The 24,798-nt window shown below is 63.0% G+C and carries 24 protein-coding genes and 3 tRNA genes; 9 read left to right on the forward strand and 18 right to left on the reverse strand.

The genetic code is table 11. The features are described 5' to 3' along the window. Positions 1-101 precede the first annotated feature (101 nt). The gene (gene ppk1, locus APZ15_RS10240; RefSeq protein ID WP_027787867.1) at positions 102-2,165 is read right to left on the reverse strand and encodes a polyphosphate kinase 1; all 2,064 of its coding nucleotides are present in this window, start codon (positions 2,163-2,165) and stop codon (positions 102-104) included. A 277-nt stretch (positions 2,166-2,442) separates the two neighbouring features. Here ppk1 and ppx point away from each other — a divergent pair, with 277 nt between their 5' ends. Further along, positions 2,443-3,957, forward strand: a complete 1,515-nt coding sequence (gene ppx / locus APZ15_RS10245) for an exopolyphosphatase (RefSeq protein WP_027787866.1) — start codon at positions 2,443-2,445, stop codon at positions 3,955-3,957. Positions 3,958-4,037: 80 nt separating this feature from the next. On the opposite strand, the gene APZ15_RS10250 is transcribed toward ppx, so the two are convergent. The 3 genes from APZ15_RS10250 to APZ15_RS10260 form a co-directional block, all read right to left on the reverse strand. Then, positions 4,038-4,472, reverse strand: coding sequence for a hypothetical protein (locus APZ15_RS10250; protein ID WP_027787865.1), 435 nt, complete (start codon positions 4,470-4,472; stop codon positions 4,038-4,040). 178 nt (positions 4,473-4,650) lie between these two features. Next, positions 4,651-5,088 carry a DUF3592 domain-containing protein gene (locus APZ15_RS10255; RefSeq protein WP_080981930.1) on the reverse strand — a complete coding sequence of 146 codons (438 nt, stop codon included), beginning with the start codon at positions 5,086-5,088 and terminating at the stop codon, positions 4,651-4,653. 40 nt (positions 5,089-5,128) lie between these two features. Then, the gene (locus APZ15_RS10260; protein ID WP_027787864.1) at positions 5,129-5,452 is read right to left on the reverse strand and encodes a hypothetical protein; all 324 of its coding nucleotides are present in this window, start codon (positions 5,450-5,452) and stop codon (positions 5,129-5,131) included. A gap of 187 nt (positions 5,453-5,639) precedes the next feature. Between APZ15_RS10260 and APZ15_RS10265 the strand changes: the two genes are divergently transcribed. Continuing rightward, complete coding sequence (locus tag APZ15_RS10265) at positions 5,640-6,191, forward strand: hypothetical protein (protein ID WP_027787863.1); 552 nt, start codon at positions 5,640-5,642, stop codon at positions 6,189-6,191. 97 nt (positions 6,192-6,288) lie between these two features. On the opposite strand, the gene APZ15_RS10270 is transcribed toward APZ15_RS10265, so the two are convergent. Next, positions 6,289-6,365 (reverse strand) — tRNA-Pro (locus tag APZ15_RS10270). Between the two features lie 161 nt (positions 6,366-6,526). Here APZ15_RS10270 and sixA point away from each other — a divergent pair. Next, positions 6,527-6,988 carry a phosphohistidine phosphatase SixA gene (sixA, locus tag APZ15_RS10275; RefSeq protein ID WP_027787862.1) on the forward strand — a complete coding sequence of 154 codons (462 nt, stop codon included), beginning with the start codon at positions 6,527-6,529 and terminating at the stop codon, positions 6,986-6,988. 170 nt (positions 6,989-7,158) lie between these two features. Then, positions 7,159-7,965 (forward strand): GNAT family N-acetyltransferase, encoded by an 807-nt coding sequence (locus APZ15_RS10280; protein ID WP_021157266.1) that lies wholly within the window; start codon positions 7,159-7,161, stop codon positions 7,963-7,965. 209 nt (positions 7,966-8,174) lie between these two features. Here the strand turns inward: APZ15_RS10280 and APZ15_RS41710 are convergent, their stop codons facing one another. Continuing rightward, positions 8,175-8,345, reverse strand: a complete 171-nt coding sequence (locus APZ15_RS41710; protein ID WP_162922944.1) for a hypothetical protein — start codon at positions 8,343-8,345, stop codon at positions 8,175-8,177. A gap of 136 nt (positions 8,346-8,481) precedes the next feature. On the opposite strand from APZ15_RS41710, the gene APZ15_RS41715 reads away from it, so the two are divergent. Continuing rightward, entirely contained in the window at positions 8,482-8,658 is a 177-nt protein-coding gene (locus tag APZ15_RS41715; protein WP_088611358.1) for a hypothetical protein, read from the forward strand. 49 nt (positions 8,659-8,707) lie between these two features. On the opposite strand, the gene APZ15_RS10285 is transcribed toward APZ15_RS41715, so the two are convergent. The 5 genes from APZ15_RS10285 to APZ15_RS10305 all read right to left on the reverse strand — a co-directional run bounded on the left by APZ15_RS10285 (position 8,708) and on the right by APZ15_RS10305 (position 14,253). Next, complete coding sequence (locus tag APZ15_RS10285) at positions 8,708-10,078, reverse strand: MATE family efflux transporter (RefSeq protein WP_027787861.1); 1,371 nt, start codon at positions 10,076-10,078, stop codon at positions 8,708-8,710. A gap of 10 nt (positions 10,079-10,088) precedes the next feature. Continuing rightward, positions 10,089-10,412: a DUF2288 domain-containing protein gene (locus tag APZ15_RS10290; protein WP_027787860.1), complete on the reverse strand. Its 324-nt coding sequence runs from the start codon at positions 10,410-10,412 to the stop codon at positions 10,089-10,091. A 76-nt stretch (positions 10,413-10,488) separates the two neighbouring features. After that, the gene (locus tag APZ15_RS10295) at positions 10,489-12,108 is read right to left on the reverse strand and encodes an acyl-CoA synthetase (protein WP_027787859.1); all 1,620 of its coding nucleotides are present in this window, start codon (positions 12,106-12,108) and stop codon (positions 10,489-10,491) included. 368 nt (positions 12,109-12,476) lie between these two features. Continuing rightward, positions 12,477-13,178 (reverse strand): peptidoglycan DD-metalloendopeptidase family protein, encoded by a 702-nt coding sequence (locus APZ15_RS10300; RefSeq protein WP_027787858.1) that lies wholly within the window; start codon positions 13,176-13,178, stop codon positions 12,477-12,479. Positions 13,179-13,341: 163 nt separating this feature from the next. Then, positions 13,342-14,253: an aldose epimerase family protein gene (locus APZ15_RS10305; RefSeq protein ID WP_027787857.1), complete on the reverse strand. Its 912-nt coding sequence runs from the start codon at positions 14,251-14,253 to the stop codon at positions 13,342-13,344. A 478-nt stretch (positions 14,254-14,731) separates the two neighbouring features. Here APZ15_RS10305 and APZ15_RS10310 point away from each other — a divergent pair, with 478 nt between their 5' ends. Both APZ15_RS10310 and APZ15_RS10315 read left to right on the forward strand, forming a co-directional pair. Further along, complete coding sequence (locus APZ15_RS10310) at positions 14,732-15,562, forward strand: undecaprenyl-diphosphate phosphatase (RefSeq protein WP_027787856.1); 831 nt, start codon at positions 14,732-14,734, stop codon at positions 15,560-15,562. Between the two features lie 180 nt (positions 15,563-15,742). Next, positions 15,743-15,819: transfer RNA gene (locus APZ15_RS10315), tRNA-Arg, on the forward strand. 84 nt (positions 15,820-15,903) lie between these two features. Here APZ15_RS10315 and APZ15_RS10320 read toward each other — a convergent pair. After that, positions 15,904-16,368 (reverse strand): phage terminase small subunit P27 family, encoded by a 465-nt coding sequence (locus tag APZ15_RS10320; RefSeq protein WP_027787855.1) that lies wholly within the window; start codon positions 16,366-16,368, stop codon positions 15,904-15,906. A gap of 361 nt (positions 16,369-16,729) precedes the next feature. Here APZ15_RS10320 and APZ15_RS39090 point away from each other — a divergent pair, with 361 nt between their 5' ends. Continuing rightward, complete coding sequence (locus APZ15_RS39090) at positions 16,730-18,469, forward strand: AAA family ATPase (RefSeq protein ID WP_080981964.1); 1,740 nt, start codon at positions 16,730-16,732, stop codon at positions 18,467-18,469. A gap of 90 nt (positions 18,470-18,559) precedes the next feature. Here the strand turns inward: APZ15_RS39090 and APZ15_RS10330 are convergent, their stop codons facing one another. The 6 genes from APZ15_RS10330 to APZ15_RS10345 all read right to left on the reverse strand — a co-directional run bounded on the left by APZ15_RS10330 (position 18,560) and on the right by APZ15_RS10345 (position 24,037). Beyond that, positions 18,560-19,252 (reverse strand): hypothetical protein, encoded by a 693-nt coding sequence (locus tag APZ15_RS10330; protein ID WP_034195796.1) that lies wholly within the window; start codon positions 19,250-19,252, stop codon positions 18,560-18,562. Between the two features lie 396 nt (positions 19,253-19,648). Continuing rightward, positions 19,649-20,113: a hypothetical protein gene (locus tag APZ15_RS40830; protein WP_138143312.1), complete on the reverse strand. Its 465-nt coding sequence runs from the start codon at positions 20,111-20,113 to the stop codon at positions 19,649-19,651. After that, positions 20,113-21,720: a YfjI family protein gene (locus tag APZ15_RS10340; protein WP_158605808.1), complete on the reverse strand. Its 1,608-nt coding sequence runs from the start codon at positions 21,718-21,720 to the stop codon at positions 20,113-20,115. The genes APZ15_RS40830 and APZ15_RS10340 overlap by 1 nt, the downstream gene beginning before the upstream one ends. Further along, positions 21,717-21,926: a hypothetical protein gene (locus APZ15_RS41720; protein ID WP_158605809.1), complete on the reverse strand. Its 210-nt coding sequence runs from the start codon at positions 21,924-21,926 to the stop codon at positions 21,717-21,719. Before APZ15_RS41720 ends, APZ15_RS10340 begins: the two co-directional genes overlap by 4 nt. A 142-nt stretch (positions 21,927-22,068) precedes the next feature. Further along, positions 22,069-22,296 carry a hypothetical protein gene (locus APZ15_RS39095; protein WP_080981966.1) on the reverse strand — a complete coding sequence of 76 codons (228 nt, stop codon included), beginning with the start codon at positions 22,294-22,296 and terminating at the stop codon, positions 22,069-22,071. 367 nt (positions 22,297-22,663) lie between these two features. Then, on the reverse strand, positions 22,664-24,037 hold the full coding sequence (locus tag APZ15_RS10345; RefSeq protein ID WP_027787853.1) for a tyrosine-type recombinase/integrase: 1,374 nt from the start codon (positions 24,035-24,037) through the stop codon (positions 22,664-22,666). 152 nt (positions 24,038-24,189) lie between these two features. On the opposite strand from APZ15_RS10345, the gene APZ15_RS40835 reads away from it, so the two are divergent. Further along, positions 24,190-24,261 (forward strand) — tRNA-Arg (locus APZ15_RS40835). Positions 24,262-24,798 lie beyond the last annotated feature (537 nt).

Consider the following 24,798-nt stretch of genomic DNA (forward strand, 5'->3'; position numbering starts at 1 on the left):
GGCGGCATGCCGGATCCGCAACGAAAAAGCGCAGCCCGCGGGCTGCGCTTTTTCGTTGGCAACGGTGGTGCGCGGCGCGCAACTCGCGCCGCGTTGCCGGTTCACGAGCAGAACTTCGCGAGCAGCCCGAGTTGCGCGTTGCGGATCGTCTTGCCGGCGCGGCGCCGGCGGTAGTGGCCGTCGCTGTGCATCTGCCATGCCGACTGATTGTCGCCGAGGCACACCGACAGCCCTTCGGCCAGCACGCGCCGCTTGAGCTTGCGATCGCGGATCGGGAACGCGACTTCGACGCGGCGGAACAGGTTGCGGTCCATCCAGTCGGCGCTCGACAGATAGACATCCTCGGCACCGTTCGCGTGGAAATAGTAGATCCGGTGGTGCTCGAGGAAGCGGCCGACGATCGAGCGCACGGTGATGTTTTCCGACAGCCCCGGCACGCCGGGCTTCAGCGCGCAGACGCCGCGCACGATCAGGTCGACCTTGACGCCGGCCTGCGACGCTTCGTACAGCGCGGCGATCACCGTCGGTTCCAGCAACGCGTTCATCTTCGCGACGACGCGCGCGCGCTTGCCGGCACGCGCATTGTCGATCTCCGCGCGGATCGAGTCGATGATGCGCGGATGCAGCGTGAACGGCGACTGCCACAGCTCGTGCAGCGTGAGTTCGCCGCCGATGCCGGTCAGTTGCTGGAACACGTGATGGACGTCCTCGCAGATCTTCTGGTCGGCCGTCATCAGCCCGAAGTCGGTGTAGAGGCGTGCCGTCCGCGGATGGTAGTTGCCGGTGCCGAGGTGCACGTAGCGGCGCAGCGACGCCTTGCCGCCCTGCACGACGCGCCGCACGATCAGCATCATCTTCGCGTGGCACTTGTGGCCGACCACGCCGTACACGACATGCGCGCCGACGGCCTCGAGCTGCGACGCCCAGTTGATGTTGGTTTCCTCGTCGAAGCGCGCGAGCAGTTCGACGACGACGGTCACTTCCTTGCCGTTGCGCGCGGCTTCCATCAGCGCGTCCATCAGCGGCGAATCGGTGCCGGTGCGGTAGATCGTCTGCTTGATCGCGACGACGCTCGGGTCCTTCGCGGCCTGCTGCAGCAGTTCGAGCACCGGCTGGAAGCTCTCGTACGGGTGGTGCAGCAGGATGTCGCCGTTGTCGATCGCGTCGAACATCGTCGGCGCGTTCGTGATCGCGGCGGGAGTCGATGCGGTGAACGGCGTGAACTTCAGGTCGGGGCGGTCGACGAGATCGGGAATCTGCATCAGCCGCACGAGGTTCACCGATCCGGCCACGCGATAGCAGTCCTTGTCGCCGAGCTCGCTTTCGTCGAGCAGGCGTCGCACGATGTGCGGCGGCGTGTCGGCCGACACCTCGAGGCGCACCGCGTTGCCGAGGTGGCGCGCGGGCAGTTCGCCCTGCAGCGCGACGCGCAGGTTCGTGATCTCGTCTTCGTCGACGAACAGTTCGCTGTTGCGCGTGATACGGAACTGGTTGCAGCTCTTCACGACGAGTTGCGGGAAGAGTTCGCCGACGAAGCGCTGCATGAACGAGCTCAGCAGCACGAAGCCGTGCTCGAAGCCCGACAGCGCGTGCGGCATGCGTACGACGCGCGGCAGCGCGCGCGGCGCCTGCACGATGCCCATCACGGCCTGACGGCCGAATGCGTCGCGGCCTTCGAGCTCGACGACGAAGTTCAGGCTCTTGTTCAGCACGCGCGGGAACGGGTGGGCGGGATCGAGGCCGATCGGCGTCAGCACGGGCAGCAGCTCGTCGAGGAAGTAGTGCCGCGCCCATTCGAGCTGCTCGTCGTTCCACGTGTCGCTCGCATGGAAGTAGATGCCTTCCTGCTCGAGCGCGGGCAGCACGGTTTCGTGCAGCATCGTGTACTGTCGATGAACGAGCCGCTGCGCGCGTTCGACCACGAGATCGTAAGCATGTTGTAACGACATGCCGTCGGGCGTCAGGGCGCCGGGGTTGTCGCGGATCTGCTCCTGAAGGCCGGCCATCCGGACTTCGAAGAATTCGTCGAGGTTGCTGCTGGTGATGCAGATGAAACGGAGGCGCTCGAGCAACGGGACTTGCGGATCGGCTGCCTGGGCCAGCACGCGCTCGTTGAAACCGAGGATGCCGAGTTCACGATTGAGAAGCGGATAACGGACGGACATCGGCAGAGTAGGGGGGGATTCGGGCGATGATTCGAAAGGACGCTCGGAAACTCTCACGGTACGATGACGTGCTGATGACAATGATGTATTTATATCGGGAAATTCTACGCTGTAATCGTTTCGTCCCATAAATGTTTCGACGATATGCAAACGAGCAGTATGCATGCCCGTGAAGCGTGGCAACGGCAAGCGTTCCACGCTTAAAATGTCGCCTTTGATTGATCGCCCAAGGCTGTCGCACCGGCCGCCGCGGGCGAACGCGCACGGAGCCCCTCTGATGGTTACAACCCCCCACTTGCTGGCTGCCGTGGATCTCGGCTCGAACAGCTTCCGGCTGATCGTCGGACGCGTCGAGGAAACGCCGGCGGGCAGCCAGATCTATCCCGTCGATGCGCTGCGCGAGCCCGTCCGGCTGGCCGCGGGCCTGTCGAGCGACAAGATGCTCGATCGCGCGTCGCAGGAGCGTGGCTGGGAGGCGCTCAAGCGGTTCGGCGAGCGCCTGCGCGATTTCCATCCCGATCATGTGCGCGCGGTGGCCACCAACACGCTGCGCGTCGCGAAGAACGCGGGCGAGTTTCTCGGCGAGGCGGAAGCGGCGCTCGGTTTTCCGATCGAAGTGATTGCAGGCCGCGAAGAAGCGCGCCTGATCTACGCGGGCGCCGCGCACTCGGTGCCGGCGAGCGCCGGCAAGCGGCTCGTCGTCGACATCGGCGGCGGCTCCACCGAATTCATCATCGGCTCGCACTACACGCCGATCGTGATGGAGAGCCTCTACATTGGCTGCGTGAGCCACAGCCGCGCCTTCTTCCCCGCCGGCAACGTCGACGAATACACGATGCGGCAGGCCGAACTCGCGGCCAAGCGCGAGATCCAGATCATTTCGAGCGAGTACAAGAAGGCCGGCTGGGACCAGGCGATCGGTTCGTCCGGCACCGCGCGTGCGCTCGCGGAACTCGTCGAGGCGAACGGCTTCAACGATCCGGGCATCACGCACGGCATTTCGCGCGGCGGCCTCGAGCGCCTGAAGCGTGCGCTGATCAAGTCGGAGAACGTCAACCGGCTGAAGCTGATCGCGCTGAAGCCCGACCGCGTACCGGTGCTCGCGGGCGGCCTCGCGATCATGCTCGCGGTGTTCGAGGAACTCGGGGTCGACTACGTCGATACGACCGACGGCGCGCTGCGCCTCGGGGTGCTGTACGACCTGCTCGGCCGGACGCAGCACGAGGACATGCGCGCGGTGACCGTCGAGGGCTTTACGCGCCGCTACGGTGTCGATCGTGCGCAGGCCGAGCGGATCGGCGCGCTGGCGGGGCGTTTCTACGACGAACTCGAGGAAGCCGACGACGAAGCGCGCGAGGAAGGGCGGATGTTCCTCGGCTGGGCGGCCGCGTTGCACGAGATCGGCCTGTCGATCTCGCACAGCGCGTATCACAAGCATTCGGCCTATATCGCGAGCAACGCGGACATGCCGGGTTTTTCGCGCACCGACCAGGCGCGGCTCGCCGCGCTGGTGCTCGGTCATGCGGGCAAGCTCGGCAAGCTGTCGCAGGCCCGCGAAGTCGAGTGGCCGCTGCTGTTCTGCCTGCGGCTCGCGGCGCTGCTGTGCCGGCGCCGAACCGACGCGGGGCTGCCCGACATTTCCGTTTCGCAGATGAAGAAGGGCGGGTATGAAGTGCGCCTGCCGAGCGCGTGGGTCGAGCAGAACCCGCTGACCGACTACAGCCTCAGCCAGGAGGCGGCGGAATGGGAGAAGGTCGGAATCCCGTATCGCGTGGTGTATACGGGCGCGTAAAAGGCCGATAGCGGGGCCGGGACGGGCGGCAGGCTGGCTTGCCGCCCTCAGGATTGCCGCATGATCGTCCTGACGGTCGCTCAGTCCGACGAGCAGACGATCGCGGTCAGGAACGGAAACGCCTGCCTGACGGTCGCGTCGCTGCCGGCCTTGCGCACGGCTTCCTCCACCGCGCTTTTCGTGCCGCGCACCACGACGCCATAGGCCCAGTCGCCGATCGGCGTGCCGTCGCCGGTGCGGAAGATCGGGTCGTTCGCCTGGTAGCCGAGCACGACGTAGACGCCGAAGCCGTATGCGGTCAGCGAGTGGCTCGTGCGGAATGCATTGACCGAGTTCGATTCGACGTGCATCGGCTCCGACTGGATATCGCCGGCTGCGAGCAGCGGCGCGACGAACTTGTGCCCGGTCGAGTGGCAGTCGAGTGCGTCGTCGAGTGCCTTGGCCGATGCGGTGCCGGCGGTCGCAAGCGCGAGCAGCGATGCGCACAGGGCGGTCTTGAGAATATTGTTTGTCATGCGCTGATGCAGGTTGTCCACGCGCATTATCGCGTGTTCCCGGAAGTGTCGTATCCGGGTTGCGGCGGCTGGGCCGGCCACCTCGTTCGATTCGTGACCTTTGCAAGCGTGACCGACGACGAAAGCGTCCGGACTTGCCGCGAATGCCCGGGCATCGCATGAATCCGTGCGTCGCCGCTCAACGGCTAATCGCGTTCCCGTACCGCCCGGTGAGCACGAACCGGGCGCCGAACAGCGGCAGGACAAGAAAGCCGATGCCTGCCGGCAATCCCCACAGCACAGCTCCCCATATCGCGAGGAACGTGGCGGCCCGGGCCGTTTCCGCGGGCGCGGCAGGGTCGTACGCGACCTGCACGACAGTTCCGGGCGGACCGTCCATGCCGCCGTTCTGCACGAACTCGATGCGCTGGCCCTGGGCCGTTTCGAAGCGTATGGTCGGGTGTCCGCTCGACTTGACGACTACACCGGGTGCACGAGAGGCGTGCGAAAGGAAGACCGTCGTCCGGTAGGCCTGCACGACGCAGAAAGCGAGTACGGCGGCGCCGATGATCATGGCGATGACGGTCGCGATATTCATCGCCGGTTTTGCCGGGCGATCAGTCGAGGAGGCTGTCATGCGAGGTCCGGATGGTGTAGGGGGCGGCAAGTGTGTTCATTCACGCGTCGTACGCATTGCGGAGGTAACCCGAGCTGCCGTCGTCGGTGCCGGTGAGCTGGGCCGAGATCTCCTGTCTCTCGCGGGACCAGGAGGCCGCCCAGCTGCGGAAGCCGAAGCGGTCGGCGGACGAAGCCCGCTCGTCACCGCCGAAATGGCGCTTGACGAAGGCCGACAACCGCGACACGGCTTCGTCGAAAGGTAGATCCGTTTCGAGCATCCACATCTCGTATGTTTTCCGTTCATCCTCGACGAACTCGACAGCCAGATTCCCGATGGTGCCGAGGCCTTCGGGCAGTTGCAGGGACGACAGGGATGTCGGCATGGTCGACGAAACTCCGGTTTGGCATTGGGGCGCCGATAATGGTACCGCTACGGGTTCGAGTTGGCCCCGTTGAGGCGCCGGTTTGTCCCTGGGAAAAGGTGATTCGTGCGAGCGTACCGAAGTGGATAACCCGCGATGCTGCATCTCAATGAGTCGATTCGCGACGCAACTGACCGGTAACGGTCGAATGAAAGCGCTCGCCGTCGGTCTTTTATCGATGGCGACAGCGACGTTCGGCGCGACGCCGGGAATCGATGATGTCGGCGGCCTGCGTCAGGTGCTTTCCTGCCCGCTGGCGGACGGGAGCCGCATTGCGCTCGACGCCCGCTCGCATGGGTTGGACGGCGATGCACTGTTCGTGCGGCGGGGGCACAAGACCGGGCGTGCGTTCCTTGACATGCCGGAGGCCGATTTCGTGGGCAGGATTGCGTTGTCGAGGTGCGTCGGCAAGACCCTCGTCTTCGTACTGAACTACGGATCGCCTTACCTGAAGGGCGTCGCAATCCGGCTGAATCCGGTCACGCATGTCGAAGAGCGGATCTATTTCGCGGAGAAGGCGCTTCCGCGGTGGCTGTATTCGGGGCGTGGGGAGATGTGGGTGATCATCCCCAACGAAGGCGGCGAGACGGACGGGAAGTATCTGGTTTATCGATATTCCGGATCGAAAGGGCGACCATCGGAAAGCACGCCTGCCGATCGATTGCCGCTCGCGCCGCGTGATCTCGTGCGGATCGAGTGACTGCGTGGCGCGAAATGCGGCGGTTGTCCGGGATATTTCACGGGCCCGAAATGGAAAAGGGGTTACAACACTTCGTGTTGTAACCCCTTGATTCCGGTGGTCGGAGCGAAAGGATTCGAACCTTCGACCCTCTGATCCCAAATCAGATGCGCTACCAGGCTGCGCTACGCTCCGACGAGCCAAAGATTCTATCTTTGAATGGCTGATCCGGTCAATCCCTATATGCGGGTAAATGCCGCGGCGGCGAACGAGCCGCAATTTGCGACAATTCGCACGGTAATCGGCCGGCCCGCACGCATGGGCGCGGGGCCGCTCGCCGAAGCAAGGAGAACATCATGATGAACCTGATCCTGTGGCGCCACGCCGAAGCCGAAGACTACGCGACGAGCGATCTCGCGCGGCAGTTGACCGTCCGCGGCCGCAAGGACGCACAGGCGATGGCCAAGTGGCTGCGTGGCCGGCTCGAGACGAACACCGTGATCCTCGCGAGCCCGGCGGCCCGCACCGTGCAGACCGTCGAGGCGCTGACCGACCAGTACCGGACGGTCGAGGCGCTTGCGCCGGGCGGCAGCGTCGACGACGTGCTGGCGGCGGCCGGCTGGCCGGACGGCATCGCGCCGACGGTCGTGATCGTCGGCCACCAGCCGACGCTCGGCAGCGTCGCTGCGCAACTGATCGCCGGCGGCGACGACAGCTGGAGCGTCAAGAAGGGCGGAATCGTGTGGCTCGCGAGCCGCACGCGCGACGGTAGCCGGCAGGCCGTGCTGCGGGCAGTATTGACGCCCGACCTGGTGTGAGGCCCGCCTGAAGCGCTTTGAAGGGTTTCGTCATACGGTTTCGCAAGCTTTCTGCTAAAGTCAATTCGGCGACACGTCATTGAAAGGACACGGTCGTGCCACATAACGGTCACGGCCGATTACTACATTGGCGGGCATGTCGTCCTATTCCTTACGATCAGGAAAGCCTAATGCGAGAACTGCCGACGCCTACGCTCCCTTTTGCCTCGCTGCCCCTCGACACGTCGCGGCGCCTCCTGCCGCGCGCTGCTGAAACCGTCACATCGGAGTATCGCCTGCGCGCCGCGTGGGCGCGTACGGAAGACGAATTGCGCGAAGCCCAGCGCCTGCGTTACAGCGTGTTCGCCGAAGAGATGGGCGCGCAGGTCAGCGGCCCCTCCGGTCTCGACGTCGATCCGTTCGATGCGTACTGCGACCACCTGCTGGTTCGCGATCTCGACACCCTGAAGGTCGTCGGCACGTATCGCGTGCTGCCGCCGCACCAGGCGGCGCGTGTCGGCCGCCTGTACGCCGAAGGCGAATTCGACCTGTCGCGCCTCACGCACCTGCGCGGCAAGATGGTCGAGGTCGGCCGCTCGTGCGTGCACAGCGACTACCGCAGCGGCGCCGTCATCATGGCGCTGTGGGGCGGTCTCGGCACGTACATGATGCAGAACGGCTACGAGACGATGCTCGGCTGCGCGAGCGTGTCGATGGCCGACGGCGGTCACTATGCGGCGAACCTGTACCAGTCGCTGTCGGCAGGTTCGCTGACGGCGCCCGAGTATCGTGCGTTCCCGCATACGGCCCTGCCGGTCGACGAATTGCAGACGGGCACCGTCGTGGCGCCGCCGCCGCTGATCAAGGGTTACCTGCGTCTCGGCGCGAAGATCTGCGGTGCGCCGGCCTGGGATCCCGACTTCAACTGCGCGGATTTCCTGACGCTGTTCCGTCTGTCCGACATCAACGCGCGCTACGCCCGCCATTTCCTGGGCTGAGCCTTCTGAACCTCGTTGCGCCCGCCTGCGGGTTCGGACGCGTGCACGCGAACGCCGTCGTGCGGCATGAGCCGCGCGACGGCGTTCGTCCATTTGATCAACGTGTGTGAATCGGGCCCCGTTAATTTCGGCGATACGCGATCACCGCCGTGCCGTGGGACGGCACGTTCGGGAACGGCCCGGGGGAGGGCCGGACGGCAGCGGCGCGCTTAGTGCTTGCGCCGCCAGTCGAGCAGGTGGTGTTCGGCCATCCAGTGATGGATGATCCCTTCGCCGCCATGGCTGCGCTTGTACTCGCGCGACTCGAAGAACGACAGGGCGACGAACACCATCAGGCCGATGAACAGGCCGATCAGGCCGGCAATTTCCTCAGACGACATGGCAGCCTCCTTTCCACGGCACAGCGCCATGCGTACATAGTAGGACATGCGCGGCGCGACTCCGAAGCAGGATTTCCGCTAGACTCGGCGCGGTCCCGGCGTGCGATGGGCACGCCGATTTCCGGAGCCTTACCCGATGACCCGTTTCATGCTGGCCGTGCTGGCCGCATCTTTTCTCGCTGCCTGTACCAGCGATCCTCATCAGGCCCGTCGCGGCCATCCGCCGGAAGATCCGGCCGACTATCACGGCGTGCCGACCGACATGACGCCGCCGACGATGCTCGATGCACCGCCGCCCAAACCGGCGCGGTAACGGATGTTTAAGGCCGCTCGGACCCGCTTAGGGCCGGTTCGGCGCGCCATCAGGCGCGGGCCGCGGGTGTATCGGTGCCGATGCGCCGCAACAGCCCCGGCAGGTAGCGCGCCAGCGTCGCGCCGCGCGCGGCCATGAACAGCAGCAGCGCGAACCAGAGGCCGTGATTGCCGAAGGTGCCGACGGCGGCGAGTGCGGCGACAACGAAGATCGAGAGCGACGCGACCATTGCGCGCATCAGCGATTGTGTCTGCGTCGCACCGATGAAGACGCCGTCGAGCAGGAAGCCCCAGACCGACACGATCGGCGAAATCGCGGCCCACGGCAGGTAGCGCAGCGCAACCTCGCGGATCTCGGCCTGGTCGGTCAGGCGCGCGACGATCCAGCCGCCGGCGGCCCAGTACACCAGCGCGAACAGCAGCGCGCCGAGCGCCGACCAGAGCAGGGTGACGCGCACGGCCTGCCGGAAGGCACCGCGGTCGCGTGCGCCGGCCGCCGCGCCGACGAGTGCCTCGGCCGCATGCGCGAAGCCGTCGAGGCCGTACGCCATGAACGTCTGGAAATTCAGCAGCAGCGCGTTTGCCGCGAGCGTCGCATCGCCCTGTTTCGCACCGAGGTGCGCGAACCAGCCGAATGCGCCGAGCAGGCACAGCGTGCGCAGGAAGATGTCGCGATTGAGCGCGATCAGCCGCTTGAGTGCGACGCGGTCGGCGAGTGCACGTACCGCGATCGGCGCAAGGCCGCGCGGCCGTAGCCGCCACAGCATCCATGCGCCGAGCGCGAAGCCGCATGCGTCTGCCGTGGCCGTCGCGGCGCCGATGCCGGCAATGCCCCAGCCGAAGCCATACACGTAGAGCAGGACGGCGCCGATGTTGACCGCATTGATGAACACCTGCGCGACGAGCGCGAGCCGCACGCGCTGCACCCCGAGCAGGTAGCCGAGCACGACGTAGTTCGCGAGCGCGAACGGTGCGCTCCAGATCCGCGCGTGGCTGTAGGACAGTGCCGTCGCGCGGACGGCATCGCTGCCGCCGAGCGCCGACAGCGCAAACGACAGCAGCGGCACCTGCAGCGCCAGCACCGCGGCGCCGAGCGCGAACGCGACGATCAACGCGCGCAGCACGTTCAGGCGGATCCCGGTGGTGTCGCCGGCACCGTGCGCCTGCGCGACGAGGCCGGTCGTCCCCATTCGCAGGAAACCGAATCCCCAGAACACGAAATTGAAGAACAGCCCGCCGAGCGCGACGCCGCCGAGATACTGCGCGCCGTCGAGGTGGCCGGCGACGGCCGTGTCGACGGCGCCGAGGATCGGCTGGGTCAGGTTCGCCAGGACGATCGGAAACGCGAGCGCGAGGACGCGCCGGTGCGTGACGGTGGCCGAGCCCGTGCCGGCCCCGTGCGGTAACGCGGATTCGGACATGGCGGACGCGTCAGGCGCGTTCCTGCACGCAGACCCACGGCGAGACGACGACTGCCCACAGCTCCGGGTTGCGCGCCGCGTAATCGGCGGCGGTTTCGGCCGGCATGCGCGCGACGAGGCCCGCGGACAGCCAGCGCGTGACCTGTTCGGCGTCGTCGTCGGCAACCGCTTCCGCGACGCTGACGAGATCGAGGTCGCGCGCAACGGACAGCAGCTTGCCCTGCGCGAAGAAGCGTTCGAGATCGCACCAGTCGATCTTGGCGGTTTCGCCGAGGAGTTTGGCGTAGAGCGGGCTGTGCGACGCGCCCGCGGCGGCGTGGTGATCAGAGGACATCGTTTTCTTGGAAAGACTGCGTGGTGGCGCCACTATAAACCATCCGGCCGGGCGGGCGGCGCGGGTGGCGGCCCGCTTACGCGTCGCGCAGCGCGCGGCGCACGATCTTGCCGGTCGCGGTCATCGGCAGGCTGTCGACGAACGCGATCGCGCGCGGATACTCGTGGGCGGCGAGGCGCGTGCGCACGTGCGCCTGCAGTGCCTGAACGAGCGCATCGTCGCCGGCGTGACCGGGATTCAGCACGATGAACGCCTTGACGATCTCGGTACGCGTCGCGTCGGGCACGCCGACGACGGCCGCCATCCGCACCGCCGGATGCGTGAGCAGGCAGTCCTCGATCGGGCCCGGGCCGATCCGGTAGCCGGCGCTCGTGATCACGTCGTCGTCGCGGCCGACGAAGCGGACGAAACCGTCGGCGTCGATCATGCCTGTATCGCCGGTGAGCAGGTAGTCGCCCGCGAACTTGTCGCGGGTCGCGTCGGCGTTGCGCCAGTACTCGAGGAACATCACCGGATCGGGGCGGCGCACCGCGATGCGCCCTTCGACGCCGGGCGGCAGCGGCGTGCCGTCCGCGTCGACGATCGCGACCGCATGGCCGGGCACCGCCTTGCCGATTGCGCCGGGCTGCGCGTCGAACAGCGCCGCGCACGACGACAGCACCATGTTGCACTCGGTTTGCCCGTAGAACTCGTTGATCGTCACGCCGAGCGCGTCGCGTCCCCAGGCCGTCAGTTCGGTGCCGAGCGTCTCCCCGCCGCTCGCGACCGATTTCAGCGACAGCGCGTAGCGTTCGCGCGGTGCCGGGACGGTGCGCATCAGCTTCAGCGCGGTGGGCGGCAGGAACGCGTGGGTGACGCCGTGCCGGGCCATCAGCGCGAACGCGGCGTCGCCGTCGAATTTCTCGAAGCGGCGGGCGAGCACGGGCACACCGTGATGCCACGACGGAAGCAGCACGTCGAGCAGGCCGCCGATCCATGCCCAGTCGGCGGGTGTCCAGAACAGGCGCGCGCCGCGCGGGAAGCACTGCTGCGACATCTCGACGCCCGGCAGGTGGCCAAGTAGCACGCGATGCGCGTGCAGCGCGCCTTTCGGCTTGCCCGTCGTGCCGGACGTATAGATGATGAGCGCCGGATCGTCGGCGGCCGTATCGGCCGGCACGAAGTCGGGCGTCTCGGCGGCGAGCGCCGCGTCGTAGCGCAGCACGCCGGGAGCGTCGGGCGCATCGTCGCCGATGCAATAGATGGTGTGCAGTGCCGGCAGCTGCGCGCGCAGCGATGCGATTTTCGCGTAGCCGGCCGCATCGGTAACGAGCGCGGCCGCCTCGCTGTTCGCGAGCCGGTATTCGAGCGCATCGACGCCGAACAACGTGAAGAGCGGCACCGCGATGGCGCCGAGCTTGTACGCGGCGAGGTGCGCGATGGCCGTTTCGGGGCCCTGCGCGAGAAAGATGCCGATGCGGTCGCCGCGCCGCAGGCCGGCGCGCACGAAGCTGTTCGCGAGCCGGTTAGAGGCATTCCTCAGGTCGTCGAACGTGATGCGGGACACGTCGCCTTGCGCCGTTTCGTGGATCAGCGCGAGGCGTCCGCTGCCGTCCGCCCATTTGTCGCAGACGTCCACGCCGATGTTGTAGCGGGCCGGAACGTCCCACGCGAAGCGGGAGAGCAGGTCGTCGTAGCGGTCGGCGGCGGGCAGCATCGCAGTGTCTCCTGGGTGGCGGCGTGGTGTCAGGCGAACGGCTTACATCAGGGTTTCACGCAGGGGAATCCACAATGACGCCTGAGGGTAGGGAATCCTCGCACTCGTCCAATTGCTGCGGCTCAGTGCACGATTCCGCAATGACGCATAAGATCACTTAAAAATCAGTGTGTGACCATGGATTTGCTTCTGATAGCTGCGGGGTTCAGCCTGATCGGAATCGGCGTGCTGGTAGCGTTCGCTTGTCGCGTCGATCCGTTGTCCGGCCGTTTCACCGGACGTCTGCGCAAGCGCTGACATCACCTTTCCCGATTTTCACCGCGACGGCACGCGATGCGTGCCGGCGTCGCGTGTCGTCCGTCGGGCGCTCAGCGCGCCGGCAGGTAGCGTGACGGGTCGATCGACCGGCCGCCGTAGCGCAATTCGAAATGCAGCGCGACGCGATCGCTGTCGCTGTTGCCCATCTCGGCGATCGATTGCCCCTGCGTGACCGACTGGCCTTCCTTCACCAGCAGCGCACGGTTGTGCGCGTAGGCGGTCAGGTAGTCGGCGTTGTGCTTGAGGATGATCAGGTTGCCGTAGCCGCGCAGCCCGTTACCCGCGTAGACCACCACACCCGGCGCGGCCGCGACCACCGGTGTACCCGGCGAGTTCGCGATGTCGATCCCCTTCGATTTCGAGCCGTCGAACGTGCGGACCACGTTGCCGGCCGCCGGCCAGATCAGCGCGATGCTCGTGGCCGGCTTGACGGCCGATTCAACCGGTGCGGAAGGCGCGGGGCGGGCCCGGCCGGCACTGCCGGTGCCGGTGGTCGACGGCGTCGATGCGGTGGTCGTGCCGGGCGGCGGCGCGACGCGCAGCACCTGGCCGACTTCGATCGCATCGGGGTTCGTCATCTGGTTCCAGCGCACGATGTTCGATACCGACGTGCGGTTGTCGCGCGCGATCTTGTAGAGCGTATCGCCGCGTTCGACGCGATAGAACCCGGGGCCGACGGGCGCGGAGCCGCACGCGACGAGCAGGGCAGCGCAGGCGGCTGCGAAGAGTCGCTTCGTTGTTGTTCCGAACATTGAACCTCGCAAGACCCTGCCGCTCGTGACGCGGCAGGCAATACAAAACGTCCGATTTTAACGGGTTCGACCCGCGCACCGCAGTTTGTGCCGTTGCCGGGGGCCGTCGGACGCCGGTTCGGCCAGCGTCTCAGCCCGCGTGGCCGGCGTCTCGGCCCACGTTTCAGCCGGCGAGCGGGAGGACGCGAATCCGCAGCGTGGCCGTTTCGGTCGCGCCCGGCGCGAGCATGCGCAGCCCGAGGCCGTTGTGGATCGCATCCGGCAGGCCGAGCCACGGTTCGACGCAATAGAAGTCGGAATCCGGCTTTTCGGTCCAGGTCGTGACCGCGTACCACGGGATCGAGCCCGGCACGTCGAGCGCGATCTCGATCGTGCGGCGCCGGCCCGGCATCACGATGCGCACCGGCGTGGCCGGCACGCCGTCGAGGCAGTGGAAGCGGTCGAGAATATCTTGGTTGTCGAGGCGATAGCGCGCTTCGCCCGGCTCGGGCGGGCTGATCGAACCGTCCGGCTGCTGCGCGCAGCGATGCGTGGGCGGCAGTTCGAGCGTGGTTTCCGCGCGTTCGCCGTGCGGCAGCGCGAAATAGAAATGGTGACCGGCGTAGTAGGGCAGCGGCGTGTCGCCGCGATTGGTCGTCGTCAGCGCGACTTCGAGCGTGCGCGAGTCGGCCAGCCGGTAGGTCGTTTCGAACCGGAAATCGAACGGGTAGCTCGCGCGCAGTGCGTCGGTCGCGTCGAGCGTCATCGACAACGCGGCGCCGTCGGCCGACGGTTGCGCGGCGAACGGCAGGTCGCGCGCGAAGCCGTGCATCGGCAGGTCGCGCACCACGCCGGCGGCGTCGCGCCAGCGGCCGAGCTCGCCGTCGACGCGGTGACGGCCGAGGAACGGGAACAGCAGCGGGTTGCCGCCGCGCACGCGCGCGAGGTTGCTCCAGTCGGCCGTTTCCGGCCAGAAGATGACCGGTTCGCCGTCGACATCCCATGACAGCAGGCGGCCGCCGAATTGCGGAGCGACCCGGACGAGCGACGGGCCGGCGTGAAGTTCGTGAATGTCGTGTTGCTGGAAGGTCGGCATGGCGAATCGGGTTGAGCGGGTGAACGGGAACGGCGCGCTCCATTATCGGGCCGCGGCGGCTTGGGGAAAACCCTTCTCGGGAAATCGCGAGTTTTTAAGACCGTCAACGGTCGGGATAATGCCTCTAAACCGGTGAGGTTGCCGGGTCATGACACTTCGTGGAGGGGGCCATGGATCTGGCAATGGCAATGGGACTCGCACTGTTCGGCATGTTCACGGGCAGCACGGTATTATTTTTCTATCAGCTCGGCCGCTGACGGCAATTCCTGCCGAAATCGAAAGGCCCGCCATGCAAATGGCGGGCTTTTTGCTTTCCGGGCGCTTACAAGTTGCAAGCGTTTGTGTGCATTGCCGCAATATCCCGCCAAATGCCTTGGCGCAGTAATCCGGGCTCGGCATAATCGGGGCGCGTTTTTTCGGACGCGCATCGCGTCGTCCGCTTCTCTTCCCGCTCAATCTTCATTAAAAGGACCGACGCGTGAGTCTCTGGTTTCTGGTATTCCTGAGCGTCCTGCAGGGCGTCACCGAACTCTTTCCCGTCAGCAGCCTTGGCCATACGCTGCTCGTGCCGGCGCTGTTCGGCATGCACATCGACAAGCACGCACCGCAACTGCTGCCGTTCCTCGTTGCGCTGCACCTCGGCACCGCGCTGGCGCTGCTGTGGTACTTCCGCGCGCGCTGGATCGCGCTGATCGGCGGCTTCTTCGCGCAGCTCGGCGGCCGCAAGAACGACGACGGTCACCTGATGTGGGCGCTCATCATCGGTACGATCCCGACCGGCATCGTCGGGCTGCTTCTCGAGAAGCGCATCGAACGCGTGTTCCACGACCTGCGGATCGTCGCGATCGCGCTGATCGTGAACGGCGTGCTGCTGTGGCTCGGCGATCGCATCCAGCGTAGCCGCGCGCATCAGGCACCCGAAAAGATGACGTTCAAGCAGGCGTTTTTCGTGGGTCTCGCGCAGATCGGCGCGCTGATTCCGGGCTTCTCGCGCAGCGGGCTGACGATGATCGCCGGCAATGCGGCGGGCCTGACGGCGGAGAAGGCCGCGGAATTCTCGTTCCTGCTCGGTACGCCGATCATCTTTGCGGCGGGCGTGCTCGAACTGCCGAAGCTGTTCCATGCGCGCGACCAGCTCGCCGATGCGCTGCTCGGCGGCGTGCTGACGGCGATCGCCGCGTACCTGAGCGTGCGGTTCCTGATGCGCTATTTCGAAGGGCGTGGCCGGCTGGCTTCGTTCGGCGTGTATTGCGTGATCGCCGGCGTGTTCTGCCTCGGCTGGTTCATGATGCATCCGCAGCCGGTCTGAGGCTGCGTTGGCCGGTCTCGCATGATGTGACGCGATGATCGGGTATAATTTCGGGCTCGGCTTCATGCCGGGCCCGTTTTGTTTCGGGGCTTCGAGTCCGGTTTGTGGTTTGCCGGTTTTGCCGGTGCTCGAAGTCTTGCGTCAGATGCGGCTCGTGCAGGCCGTGTCTTTTCTCCCCGACCGCCCTTAGCTCAGCTGGATAGAGCAACGGCCTTCTAAGCCGTAGGTCACACGTTCGAATCGTGTAGGGCGGGCCAATGGAATCAATGCGTTAGCCCGATTTTTATGGCCGGGCTTTTTGCTTCTGCGGATGGCCGGAACCAATCCGGAACCTAGTTCGCTCAACGTTGCGGTCGAACCGACTTCACGAACGCGGCATAGGGATTTTCAGCGGGCAATGGCGGCGGCGCGTCGATAGCTTGCCGTCCGCGCGGACTCAGGCCGAACGCATCCAGTAGCCGGGCCGCTTGGGCGCGCGCATCGCTCAACGCGCGCAGCGCCGGATGTGCCTTGCTTCCGCCCGTCCCGGTCGCAATCGTCAACCCTTCACGGTCCAGCGTCTCGCGCAACTGCGCCTCCGTTGCCAAAGTTTCGGCAAGCAGTTCGAGCGCGCGTAGGTCGGACGCGCTCAATAGACCTAAGCTCACGACGAGCGGCGCGACGCGGACCCATTCCGCAGCCGCACGCGATGACATGCCGTCAGGCGGTGGCGGCGCGACGGTCAATTGATCGGCCGCGATGCCCTTAAGCCGGTCGGCACGCAACGTACCCGAAAGCGCCTTCGCGGCGTTCGATTTCTGCGGCATGATTCGCTCCCGAAAAATGGTTTTGGCGCTGGCGTTGCAAAAATTCGCGTTGCGCCACGATCACCGGTGCAGTCGCGCTAGAGATTGGCTACCCCCTCCCTATCCTTATACGGCCTTGTGGGTGCCCCGCAAAGCCCTTCAGCACGGTCCGCCCGCGTCGGGTCAAGGCAAAACACCGGCGCGCACTCCGTCGTCATGCGGCTATTCGAATGACGGCTCCGGGCCGAGCAGCCGACCATCACGGTCATAGGACGTAAGCCAGCTATAGCTCTGTGCTATTGCGTCACATCAGAGCGGTTGCCACGCTTCCAACGGTACAATCCTCTACCGGACTACAAACGTGGCAAAAAGGGGCGCGAAAATGGAATTACAAGCCGTAGAAGTTCTTGGATTTAAGCGCCTGGAGAAAATAGAGCTTCTCACTCCGTCCATGACTGTATTGGTCGGAGGGAACAATTCCGGAAAATCCTCCCTCCTTCAGGCTATCCATTTTGGCATTACGGTTCTGCAATCGGCGCGCCTGTCGGCCGACGGAGGAAAGCCGATGAATACCCTCGGCTTTGATCAATTCATCTACAAGCCAACGGGCGATCTCATTAAACTGAATCATGGTGGCCCGATTACGTCGAAGTCCGGTCCGGAATTTACGTTCACCTATACCGATGCCGGTGCAGATGGGCATCAACAATTTAAGTTGAAGTTGCGTCGCGGGAAGAATGCGAACATTGCCATCACATTTGAAGATGAAAGCACCTTCTTCTTTCGTGCCGCAAACCGTAGCCAACCTTTTTCTGTCTTTGTCCCCGGGCTGGCCGGAGTGCCGTTGCGTGAAGAGTTGAGGACGCCATCGATCGTTGCAAACGGGATAGCCCAAGGCGACTCGAATGTTTATCTTCGAAATGTTCTTTACCGAATTTGCGAGGATAATGATAAGCTGACCCGCTTTCATGAGGTAATCGCGTCCGTCTTTCCCGGCCTCACGATTTCTACTGCTTTTGATCCGGAAGCCCATCTGTACATCGATATCTCGGTTCACCATGATGGCAGAACGGTGCCGCTCGAAATGGTTGGCACCGGGGTGCTGCAAGCGATCCAGTTAGTGGCCTATGTGACGGCGTACGACCCGGCGCTCTTACTATTAGACGAACCCGACGCTCACTTGCATCCTTCGAATCAGAAGCTCCTTGCATTGACCCTTCAGAAAATCGCTGAGGTCGGTAGAACAAAGGTAATTTTAGCAACACACAGTCGTCACATGTTCGACGCCCTTGCACGGGATGAAGCGACTCAGATAGTTTGGCTGAAAGGAGGCGGAAAGCAGGAAGGTGCAGAGAGGAGTAACCTCTCCGTGCTCCTTGACCTTGGCGCACTAGACAGTTTTGAGCTTCTCCACGCAGGCCAGAGACGAATCGTCGTCCTAACGGAGGATACGAAAGTCGCAAGGCTGAAAGTTTTTCTGAGTGCAAACGGATTAAACGAAGACGAGTACTTTCTCCAGCCGCTACATGGCGTTAATAACTTGGCGGCGGCCGTTCCTGTCGCTGACTACTTCACAAGGCAAGGAGATAATACCCACGTCTTAGTGCATCGTGATGGCGATTGTATGACCGATGCGGAAAAAACTTGGTGGTTGGAGCAAGAATCAAAAAAACTTCCGGATCGAGCGACGGCTTTTATTACTCCGTTGACGGACATTGAACACACCTTCTTAAAAGCCGAACACATTGCGGCTGTCTATGCAATCTCTCAAGGCGACGCTGAAGCAATCTTGGCTGCAGTGATGACTGCAAATAGCGCAGTATTTGCCGCTGAATTTGCACAGAAAAGAACTAGCCTTAAGGACACCGCGTTGAAGAAAATGAACGGCGTTCCATCTGCAACGGATATGCTGGTCGATGGCGTGAAATTCGAGCATGTCAAAGGTAAGCGACTTCTGTCACATGTCTTAACAGCCATTCAACAGGCGGGACACAACCCGATGCGCTTGACAGATACCCCATCGGCAGCGCTCGTTCATGCTCCGCTTCGCGACAAAATCGCCGCTATCAAGGCGGAAGTAGCTGCTGCGGATGCTGTCGGCCCCGCTCAAGTTGCTGCATAGCAATTTGCTTGACTGCGCTTGTTGAACGGCAGGCGGCAGGCGACATGCAGCAACGGCACACGCCGCTTATGCACGCCGCCGAACGCACGCTTAGCTTTGATAAGGCGCTACCTCGACCAACAGGTCGGCGTGGGGGCGCGAACGGCGCGTTTCCCACTTCTGACGCGGCACGAAGCTGAACAGCGGTTCCAGCGCCGCATCTACGAGCATCCGCGCCCGCGATACCAGTTCCTCGCTTGAAATGGAACCGTCATGAACAAGTGCGCGAACGTTGCGTTGTGCCTCGGCGATTTTCGCGCGCGCTGCCTTGATTTGGGGCATGTTCGTCGTGACGTTGCCGACGCGAGCGCCCAGCCAGTTTTTCTCCGTGAATACGTCGGTCCGAACTGCGGCGCGCAACAAATCATCCGCGCTCGACAATTCGTCGAGCGCCTCGCCGACTTCGGGCGGCGCGGTGCGTTCCAGTTCGGTCAGGATGCGTTCGCGCGCGCCGCTATCGGCCATCGTCCAAACCGCGAGGCGACCGCGCGTTTCAAGCATCAACTTTTCAGCTTCGTAGCATGCAGCTTTCGCCGCAGCGAAGGCAACAGCCGCGCGTTCGGCCTCATTGGTCAATGCCGACCGTTCGCGTTTCCGGTCCGGCAACGACTTCAGTTCGTGCGCCAGTTCGGCGCGGCGCGCATCGAGCTTCGCTCGTTGTTTCGCCGTGAGTTCGTCGGCGAGGCCGGTGTCGGCGACGAGCGCTTCGAGGATTTCCATACGCTCGGGCAGGGGTTTTTTCATGACATTCTCCAAAAGGCGCGTTAGCGCGGGATTACGACGATGTAACCTTCGGGACAAATTTCGACGCGGTACTTCACCGGGCCGGGCTTTATGACTTGGGGCGGCGTCCGGCCGTCCGGACCGGGCCAAACTAGAATGCTGTAACTGCCATGTACGGCGTCAAAATGCAGCCGCTCCAGAAGTCGTTTCGGTGCAGACACCTTCATGATTTCGCATTCCTATTTACTCAGTTAGAACACCTTCACAATGCGGGATTGCCCCGCGTCCATAAATCGTCATGCATGTCCGACGTGTCGCCGCTGTTGAACGCTGCTGCTTGTCGGGAACCGTCCGTAGTCGGGCGTCCGCTTTACTCGCCGTTGGCCATCGGCTCGTCTCGAAATTCGCGAACCCTCGTCAGGTGCGACGATCAAGAACGGCGCGTGCGGCGGCTTCCGCATGGGCCGCTTCGAGTCGTTCGCGGAAGTACGCGATATTCGGCAACAGATCAGCCAGTGGCCCGCGTATGACGCGCGTAAGTACGTTTTCGCGATGCGAGCGCGCCCAACCCTCAAGCGCCGATAGTTCCTCGATCATGCCGATCAGTTCCGTGCGCATCCGGCACACATCGTCCACGCTAAAGCATGGCCCCCAAGGCAGATACAGTCCGCCGTCCGGATCGCGCAGCGCACCAACGCAGTCGCGGGGAATCTCGGGACGGTTGAGTGCGCCGTCGGCCCCCTGACGGACCTTGCTAACGCTAATGTCGCTAACGTTGCTAACGTCGTCGCCGCTTCGGTCCTCTCCATTAGCAGGATTAGCACGATTAGCATTAGCGATTCCGCCGCGACGTTTTTTGTAGATCAGGTCGGCAAGGCTCATTACGCGCCCCCGTTGATAAGCGTCGGGTTCAGGTGAATAACGGTCTTCTTTCCTTCCTTGACGACGCGCAGCCGGTCTAGCGTCGCCAGCGCTTGCAATGCGGCGTTCAACGACGCAGCGTTGCGCAGCGGTCCAAATTGCATCGCTCGGCTTTTATCGACGGCGCGCGTACGCTGCATATTGCAATGCTCAATCAGCCAAGCGTCCAATCGCGCCGCATCAATATCGCCATCAGGTACCGCAAGCTCGGAGAAGAAGCGTTTCGACTCGGACAGGTGCCACGCAACGATGCTCGATGCGCTCTCGAAGGCATCCGAACCAATCGACCCGGTCGCGCCGCTAAATACGTGAAAGAGCGCGGCCAATCGTGCTGCGTTGTCTGCTGACTTGCTCGCCACGTCGCGCACGTCGTAAAGCTCGCCGCCACTCGATAGCTGCGCCTCGACGGCATCGTGAAACCGCACCCATGCCTCTTTCGCGGCTGGGTCGAGCGACAGCAGCGCGGGCTCGAGTTCGCCATGCTCGTTCACCGGCGCGCTCTGGTTCAAGATTTCCTTCACGCGCTGATTGAACGCCGCCATGTGTGGCCAGTTTTCCGGCGCCTCCGTGAAAGGACGATACCCCTGCGTTGATTGCGGCCACGCTACAAGAAATCGGGCCATGAAGCCGGTACCGCGCGCGAGCGCCCCCGTCTTCTGAAAGAATGCGCGAATCGTCGCGTCCTGAACCTGAAATGCGACTGTAAGACGCGCGCCGCGCACCGTGAACGAGTCGGACGTGCGCCTATCGATGGTCAAGGTGTTACCGTCCCAAAGCTGATTCAGCATCGAGAGGTTACGCATGATCGAATCCGCGCCCATCCCGTGCGAGCCGAAAACAACCCCCGCTTCGGAAGATACAACGCCGCCAGACGGCCATTGCTTGCCCAGTGAGAATGCGAGTGCTTCGGGCGTCGCGTCCGCATACAGGAGGCGCGGCACGCGCGGCGCCTCTGGCTTTGCGATCTCAAGCTTACGTAGCTCTTCTTCAAGGGCAATCGTCTGCTTTCCGCCCTTTGTGGCTTGCCGGATGTGCTCCTTGACGCCGCCGATCTTCGACTCCCACGCCTGAATGTCGGCGCGATAGTCGCTCAGGGAACGTTGCGCGGCCTGTGCCTGCTCGGCTTCGTATTCCCGAATAGCTCGCATGAAAAAGCTGTCACAGGTTGATTTTCGTTCGCCGCTGTCGGCCACGACGACTACGAACAAGCCGACAGGCCCGATTAGTCGATCAGCTCTCTTCACATCGACGTGCGCTTGTATCGCAAGGCTCAATGCCGCGATGGCGCACGACGCAACCAGCGGTAACGGGGCCTTAACGAAGCCATAAACCTCATCGACAGCGGCGCGGATGCAAGATGGCAACGCTTCGACCGGATATTCCATCGGCTCAATATTGACGATGAGCGGCTGCGGATCGGGCCATAGGCTCGCGCCGCTTCCTTGATCAATGATCCGTTCGTGCACTTCTTCTACTTCGGGTGTTGCTCGCTGGACGTTACGTGCTTTCGCGTTTGCATCGATTTCGACGGCGTCCGCATATACGTCATCCGAGATGTGTTCGTTCACAGCTTTCCCTCCCGGGCTTTGCGCATCATCCATTGGATCGCGGCGGCGACTACGTTTTCGCGAATCCAGTCGCCGTGTTCGCGCCAGTTGCTTGGGCCATGTAAAACACGGCATCGAGTAAGCTCGCGGTCGATCAGCATTTCGACTCGCGATTTGAGTGCTTGTGATTCTTCTGATTTAACAGCGGTAGGGCGATCGATATCCACGATTTTCCCCGGTCACGAAAGGTATCGGCAGGATGTATCAAGGGAATGGCTGTGTCGGTAATTGAATTCGACGTGATTCCAAGGGTGTCCGATTAAGGAGTTGAAATCGTCTATGTCGATGAATCAAATCGCCATTCGTCGTTCACTGATGGTTTTGATTAAGCAGGGCTTGGATATCAGAAACCTTCCACGCCAAGCGGCGATTGATCCTAATGGGGCGAATCGGGCCGTTTTCTTCACATGCCCATTTGCGGAGGGTTTGTTCTTTACGGTTCAGTGCGGCAGCGGCGACCGCCGTCGTGACCGTGTCCGTTACGCCGAATGCTTGCAGCGTCATTCTGATGTCAGTAGCGGCGTGCTCGTTTTTCATTTCCCTTTTCTCCCTGTTGCCTGCGTTGAGTCGTGTGATTCATTGTTGCTCGACAATCGGGAATTTCAAAGCGCGCCGGATATCGTGTATCACCGGTTATCTGTGCCGATTATTTCGCGTGACAGGGTCATTTAAAATCAATCGGTTACGTCTTGAGTAATGTATTTCAGTGTAAAAATGTAGACGTTCGCACGGACGATTGTTGCTGTCTGAAAATGGCCCTTGCGCGGACGTGAAACACGCTGAAACAATGTGTTTCAGTATGGAACACGTTGCGGCACGTGCTATCGCACCGCAAAAAATCACACGCGCGGGTGTGATCGCATCGGATTGATGATATTTTTATATCGATTTTATCGGGCGATAGTTATTGATCGCGGCCGGCTGCAATCTGCAACGGCGTCGCGGTTTGAGCCGATGAAAATTCGATGCCAGCTTGGGCAAGCAGCCACGCTTCAATCTTGTCGTGCCACATGCGCAGCAGATCGAGCGAGCGGCGGCGATAGTGCTTTTCAGCGATTGCCGACGGCTTATGGCCCTGAATTTGTGCGATCACACCGACCGGACACTCGACCCATTCGGCAAGCGTCCCGAACGAGCGCCGGAGGCCGTGCAGGCTCAGATGAGGAAGGCCGGCTATCGCGAGCGCTTGGTTATGCGCGATACGCGGCTCGGCAATTTTTCCGTCCGCCGATTTCTTGCTCGCGAAAACCCAAGGGGAGGGCGACCACGATTCGCCTTTGGCGGTCAAGTCCCGTATTTGACGGATGTTCGGCGGCGTGTCGTTCAAGCGCTTGAGCTCCCGCAGGACGCTGGCGAGGTACGGTGTGAGCGGGATGAAGCGGGAACCTTCGACCTTGTCGGCGATGGACAGCGAGCGCCATTGAAAATCGACGTCGGTCCATCGGAGTGCCGCCATTTCCTCGCGGCGCGCGCCCGTGATGAGCAACGCTTGCAGATATGCCGCAATGACCGGATTGCCGAGCTTGCCGACGGCGTCGAACCAAGCCGATAGCTGTTCCCGTTGCAGGCAATCATCTTTCGCCTTGGTACGCGGTACGGCGCTTCTGACGGCGCGCGCGTTGTATGCGTTTGGCGCAATGATGCCGCCGTATTCCGGTCGGTCGTTACACCAGCGGATGAAGGCGCGCAGCTTCCGATAACTCTGCTCGGCATTTGTCGGGCGCGTTAGCGATTCGGATGCGAGCCACGCGGCGACCACGTCGGCGGTTAAGGTCGACAGCTTCAACGGCATGAGCGCGGCGAGTGGTCCCGCGACGGTTACCCCTTTCCCGCGCTTTCTCGGCTCGCCGCCGGCGTGTGCCAGATTCTCATGGTCGAATAGATGGCGCTCGCTCCATCGCGACCGGTTTGCGTCAAGATAAGCCGCCCAAGCTTCGTGCACGGTCGCATCTTGTCGCTTGGCTTCGGCTTTCCGCGCTTCGTAGGCGGCGGCGTGTTCTGCTGCCTGTTCGCGCGGGTCTACGCCACTGTCGAGAAGCGTTTTCAGGCGGCGTGCTTCAACGCGTGCCTTCTCGATGCTCCAAACGGATGGGTCGCCAATCGAGATGCGCACAAGTGAGCCGCGCAATTTCGCTTGGAGCACATACCGTTTTGTGCCGCCCGCGTTTGCGCGAAGACCAAGACCGGGCGCGCCGCTGTCCCACAGGAAGGCTTCGGATTTGCCCTCGGGGCAGGTGTGCGCCGCTATCTTGCCCGCCGTGAAATTGACCTTTGCCATTGTCGCCGCCCTCACTTAGGGTAGGTTCCGGAACCAATCCGGAACCCGATTTTGGCAATTTTGATCAACACATGTCAACGGACAGGTAAGGCAAAATTCTTGTGAGAGCCTTGTTGGGTAAGGATTTTGAGGATTTTTTGCAACATTCATCGACGCCCGTAAATGCCTAGTCTTTCGGCCTTCTAAGCCGTAGGTCACACGTTCGAGTCGTGTAGGGCGGGCCAATGGAATCAATGGGTTGGGTTGTTTTTCACGGCCTGCCTTCTTCAGCCTTCGATAATTCCGTGTAGGTGTCCTGTAGGCGTTCTCAGTCAATGCGGATCCAAATTGATCGGTGTTGGGCGGGCGCGGCGAGTGCAAGTGACGGCAGTCAGGACGTGCATCGAGTTGCCAACGTCCAAGCAATTTGCTTGCCGTATGAAGCGAGGCTGGATGCTGGAACGGTTCCCCATCGATTCAACTAGGCCGATGCGCACCGGGCTGGTTGCAAGCGATATGAGACGGTGGTGTGCCACTTGTCGATTCGCACATGACGTCGTGCATATATAGCGAATGCGACTAACGGTCTCGCCAGTTCCCGCCTTCGAGCCTTCCGCCGCGACTGGCGATACCGCTGTAGTCATGGCTGCGACTGTCGAGATTGGCATGCTCGACGTTATATTGCGATGGACAGATATGTCGAGCGCGTTGGCGTGTGACTGTCTGGCTTTGTAAGGATGTGTCGGCGCACGAAGTTAATCTAAGTTAGCTTGCTGAAAGTA

Source organism: Burkholderia cepacia ATCC 25416 (assembly GCF_001411495.1).
Classification (GTDB): Bacteria; Pseudomonadota; Gammaproteobacteria; order Burkholderiales; family Burkholderiaceae; genus Burkholderia; species Burkholderia cepacia.

Excerpts from the sequence above, each read along its gene's own strand:
- ppk1 (WP_027787867.1), bottom strand. The coding sequence starts at position 2,165 with ATGTCCGTCCGTTATCCGCTTCTCAATCGTGAACTCGGCATCCTCGGT.
- ppx (WP_027787866.1), top strand. The coding sequence starts at position 2,443 with ATGGTTACAACCCCCCACTTGCTGGCTGCCGTGGATCTCGGCTCGAAC.
- APZ15_RS10250 (WP_027787865.1), bottom strand. The coding sequence starts at position 4,472 with ATGACAAACAATATTCTCAAGACCGCCCTGTGCGCATCGCTGCTCGCG.
- APZ15_RS10255 (WP_080981930.1), bottom strand. The coding sequence starts at position 5,088 with ATGACAGCCTCCTCGACTGATCGCCCGGCAAAACCGGCGATGAATATC.
- APZ15_RS10260 (WP_027787864.1), bottom strand. The coding sequence starts at position 5,452 with ATGCCGACATCCCTGTCGTCCCTGCAACTGCCCGAAGGCCTCGGCACC.
- APZ15_RS10265 (WP_027787863.1), top strand. The coding sequence starts at position 5,640 with ATGAAAGCGCTCGCCGTCGGTCTTTTATCGATGGCGACAGCGACGTTC.
- sixA (WP_027787862.1), top strand. The coding sequence starts at position 6,527 with ATGATGAACCTGATCCTGTGGCGCCACGCCGAAGCCGAAGACTACGCG.
- APZ15_RS10280 (WP_021157266.1), top strand. The coding sequence starts at position 7,159 with ATGCGAGAACTGCCGACGCCTACGCTCCCTTTTGCCTCGCTGCCCCTC.
- APZ15_RS41710 (WP_162922944.1), bottom strand. The coding sequence starts at position 8,345 with ATGTCGTCTGAGGAAATTGCCGGCCTGATCGGCCTGTTCATCGGCCTG.
- APZ15_RS41715 (WP_088611358.1), top strand. The coding sequence starts at position 8,482 with ATGACCCGTTTCATGCTGGCCGTGCTGGCCGCATCTTTTCTCGCTGCC.
- APZ15_RS10285 (WP_027787861.1), bottom strand. The coding sequence starts at position 10,078 with ATGTCCGAATCCGCGTTACCGCACGGGGCCGGCACGGGCTCGGCCACC.
- APZ15_RS10290 (WP_027787860.1), bottom strand. The coding sequence starts at position 10,412 with ATGTCCTCTGATCACCACGCCGCCGCGGGCGCGTCGCACAGCCCGCTC.
- APZ15_RS10295 (WP_027787859.1), bottom strand. The coding sequence starts at position 12,108 with ATGCTGCCCGCCGCCGACCGCTACGACGACCTGCTCTCCCGCTTCGCG.
- APZ15_RS10300 (WP_027787858.1), bottom strand. The coding sequence starts at position 13,178 with ATGTTCGGAACAACAACGAAGCGACTCTTCGCAGCCGCCTGCGCTGCC.
- APZ15_RS10305 (WP_027787857.1), bottom strand. The coding sequence starts at position 14,253 with ATGCCGACCTTCCAGCAACACGACATTCACGAACTTCACGCCGGCCCG.
- APZ15_RS10320 (WP_027787855.1), bottom strand. The coding sequence starts at position 16,368 with ATGCCGCAGAAATCGAACGCCGCGAAGGCGCTTTCGGGTACGTTGCGT.
- APZ15_RS39090 (WP_080981964.1), top strand. The coding sequence starts at position 16,730 with ATGGAATTACAAGCCGTAGAAGTTCTTGGATTTAAGCGCCTGGAGAAA.
- APZ15_RS10330 (WP_034195796.1), bottom strand. The coding sequence starts at position 19,252 with ATGAAAAAACCCCTGCCCGAGCGTATGGAAATCCTCGAAGCGCTCGTC.
- APZ15_RS40830 (WP_138143312.1), bottom strand. The coding sequence starts at position 20,113 with ATGAGCCTTGCCGACCTGATCTACAAAAAACGTCGCGGCGGAATCGCT.
- APZ15_RS39095 (WP_080981966.1), bottom strand. The coding sequence starts at position 22,296 with ATGAAAAACGAGCACGCCGCTACTGACATCAGAATGACGCTGCAAGCA.
- APZ15_RS10345 (WP_027787853.1), bottom strand. The coding sequence starts at position 24,037 with ATGGCAAAGGTCAATTTCACGGCGGGCAAGATAGCGGCGCACACCTGC.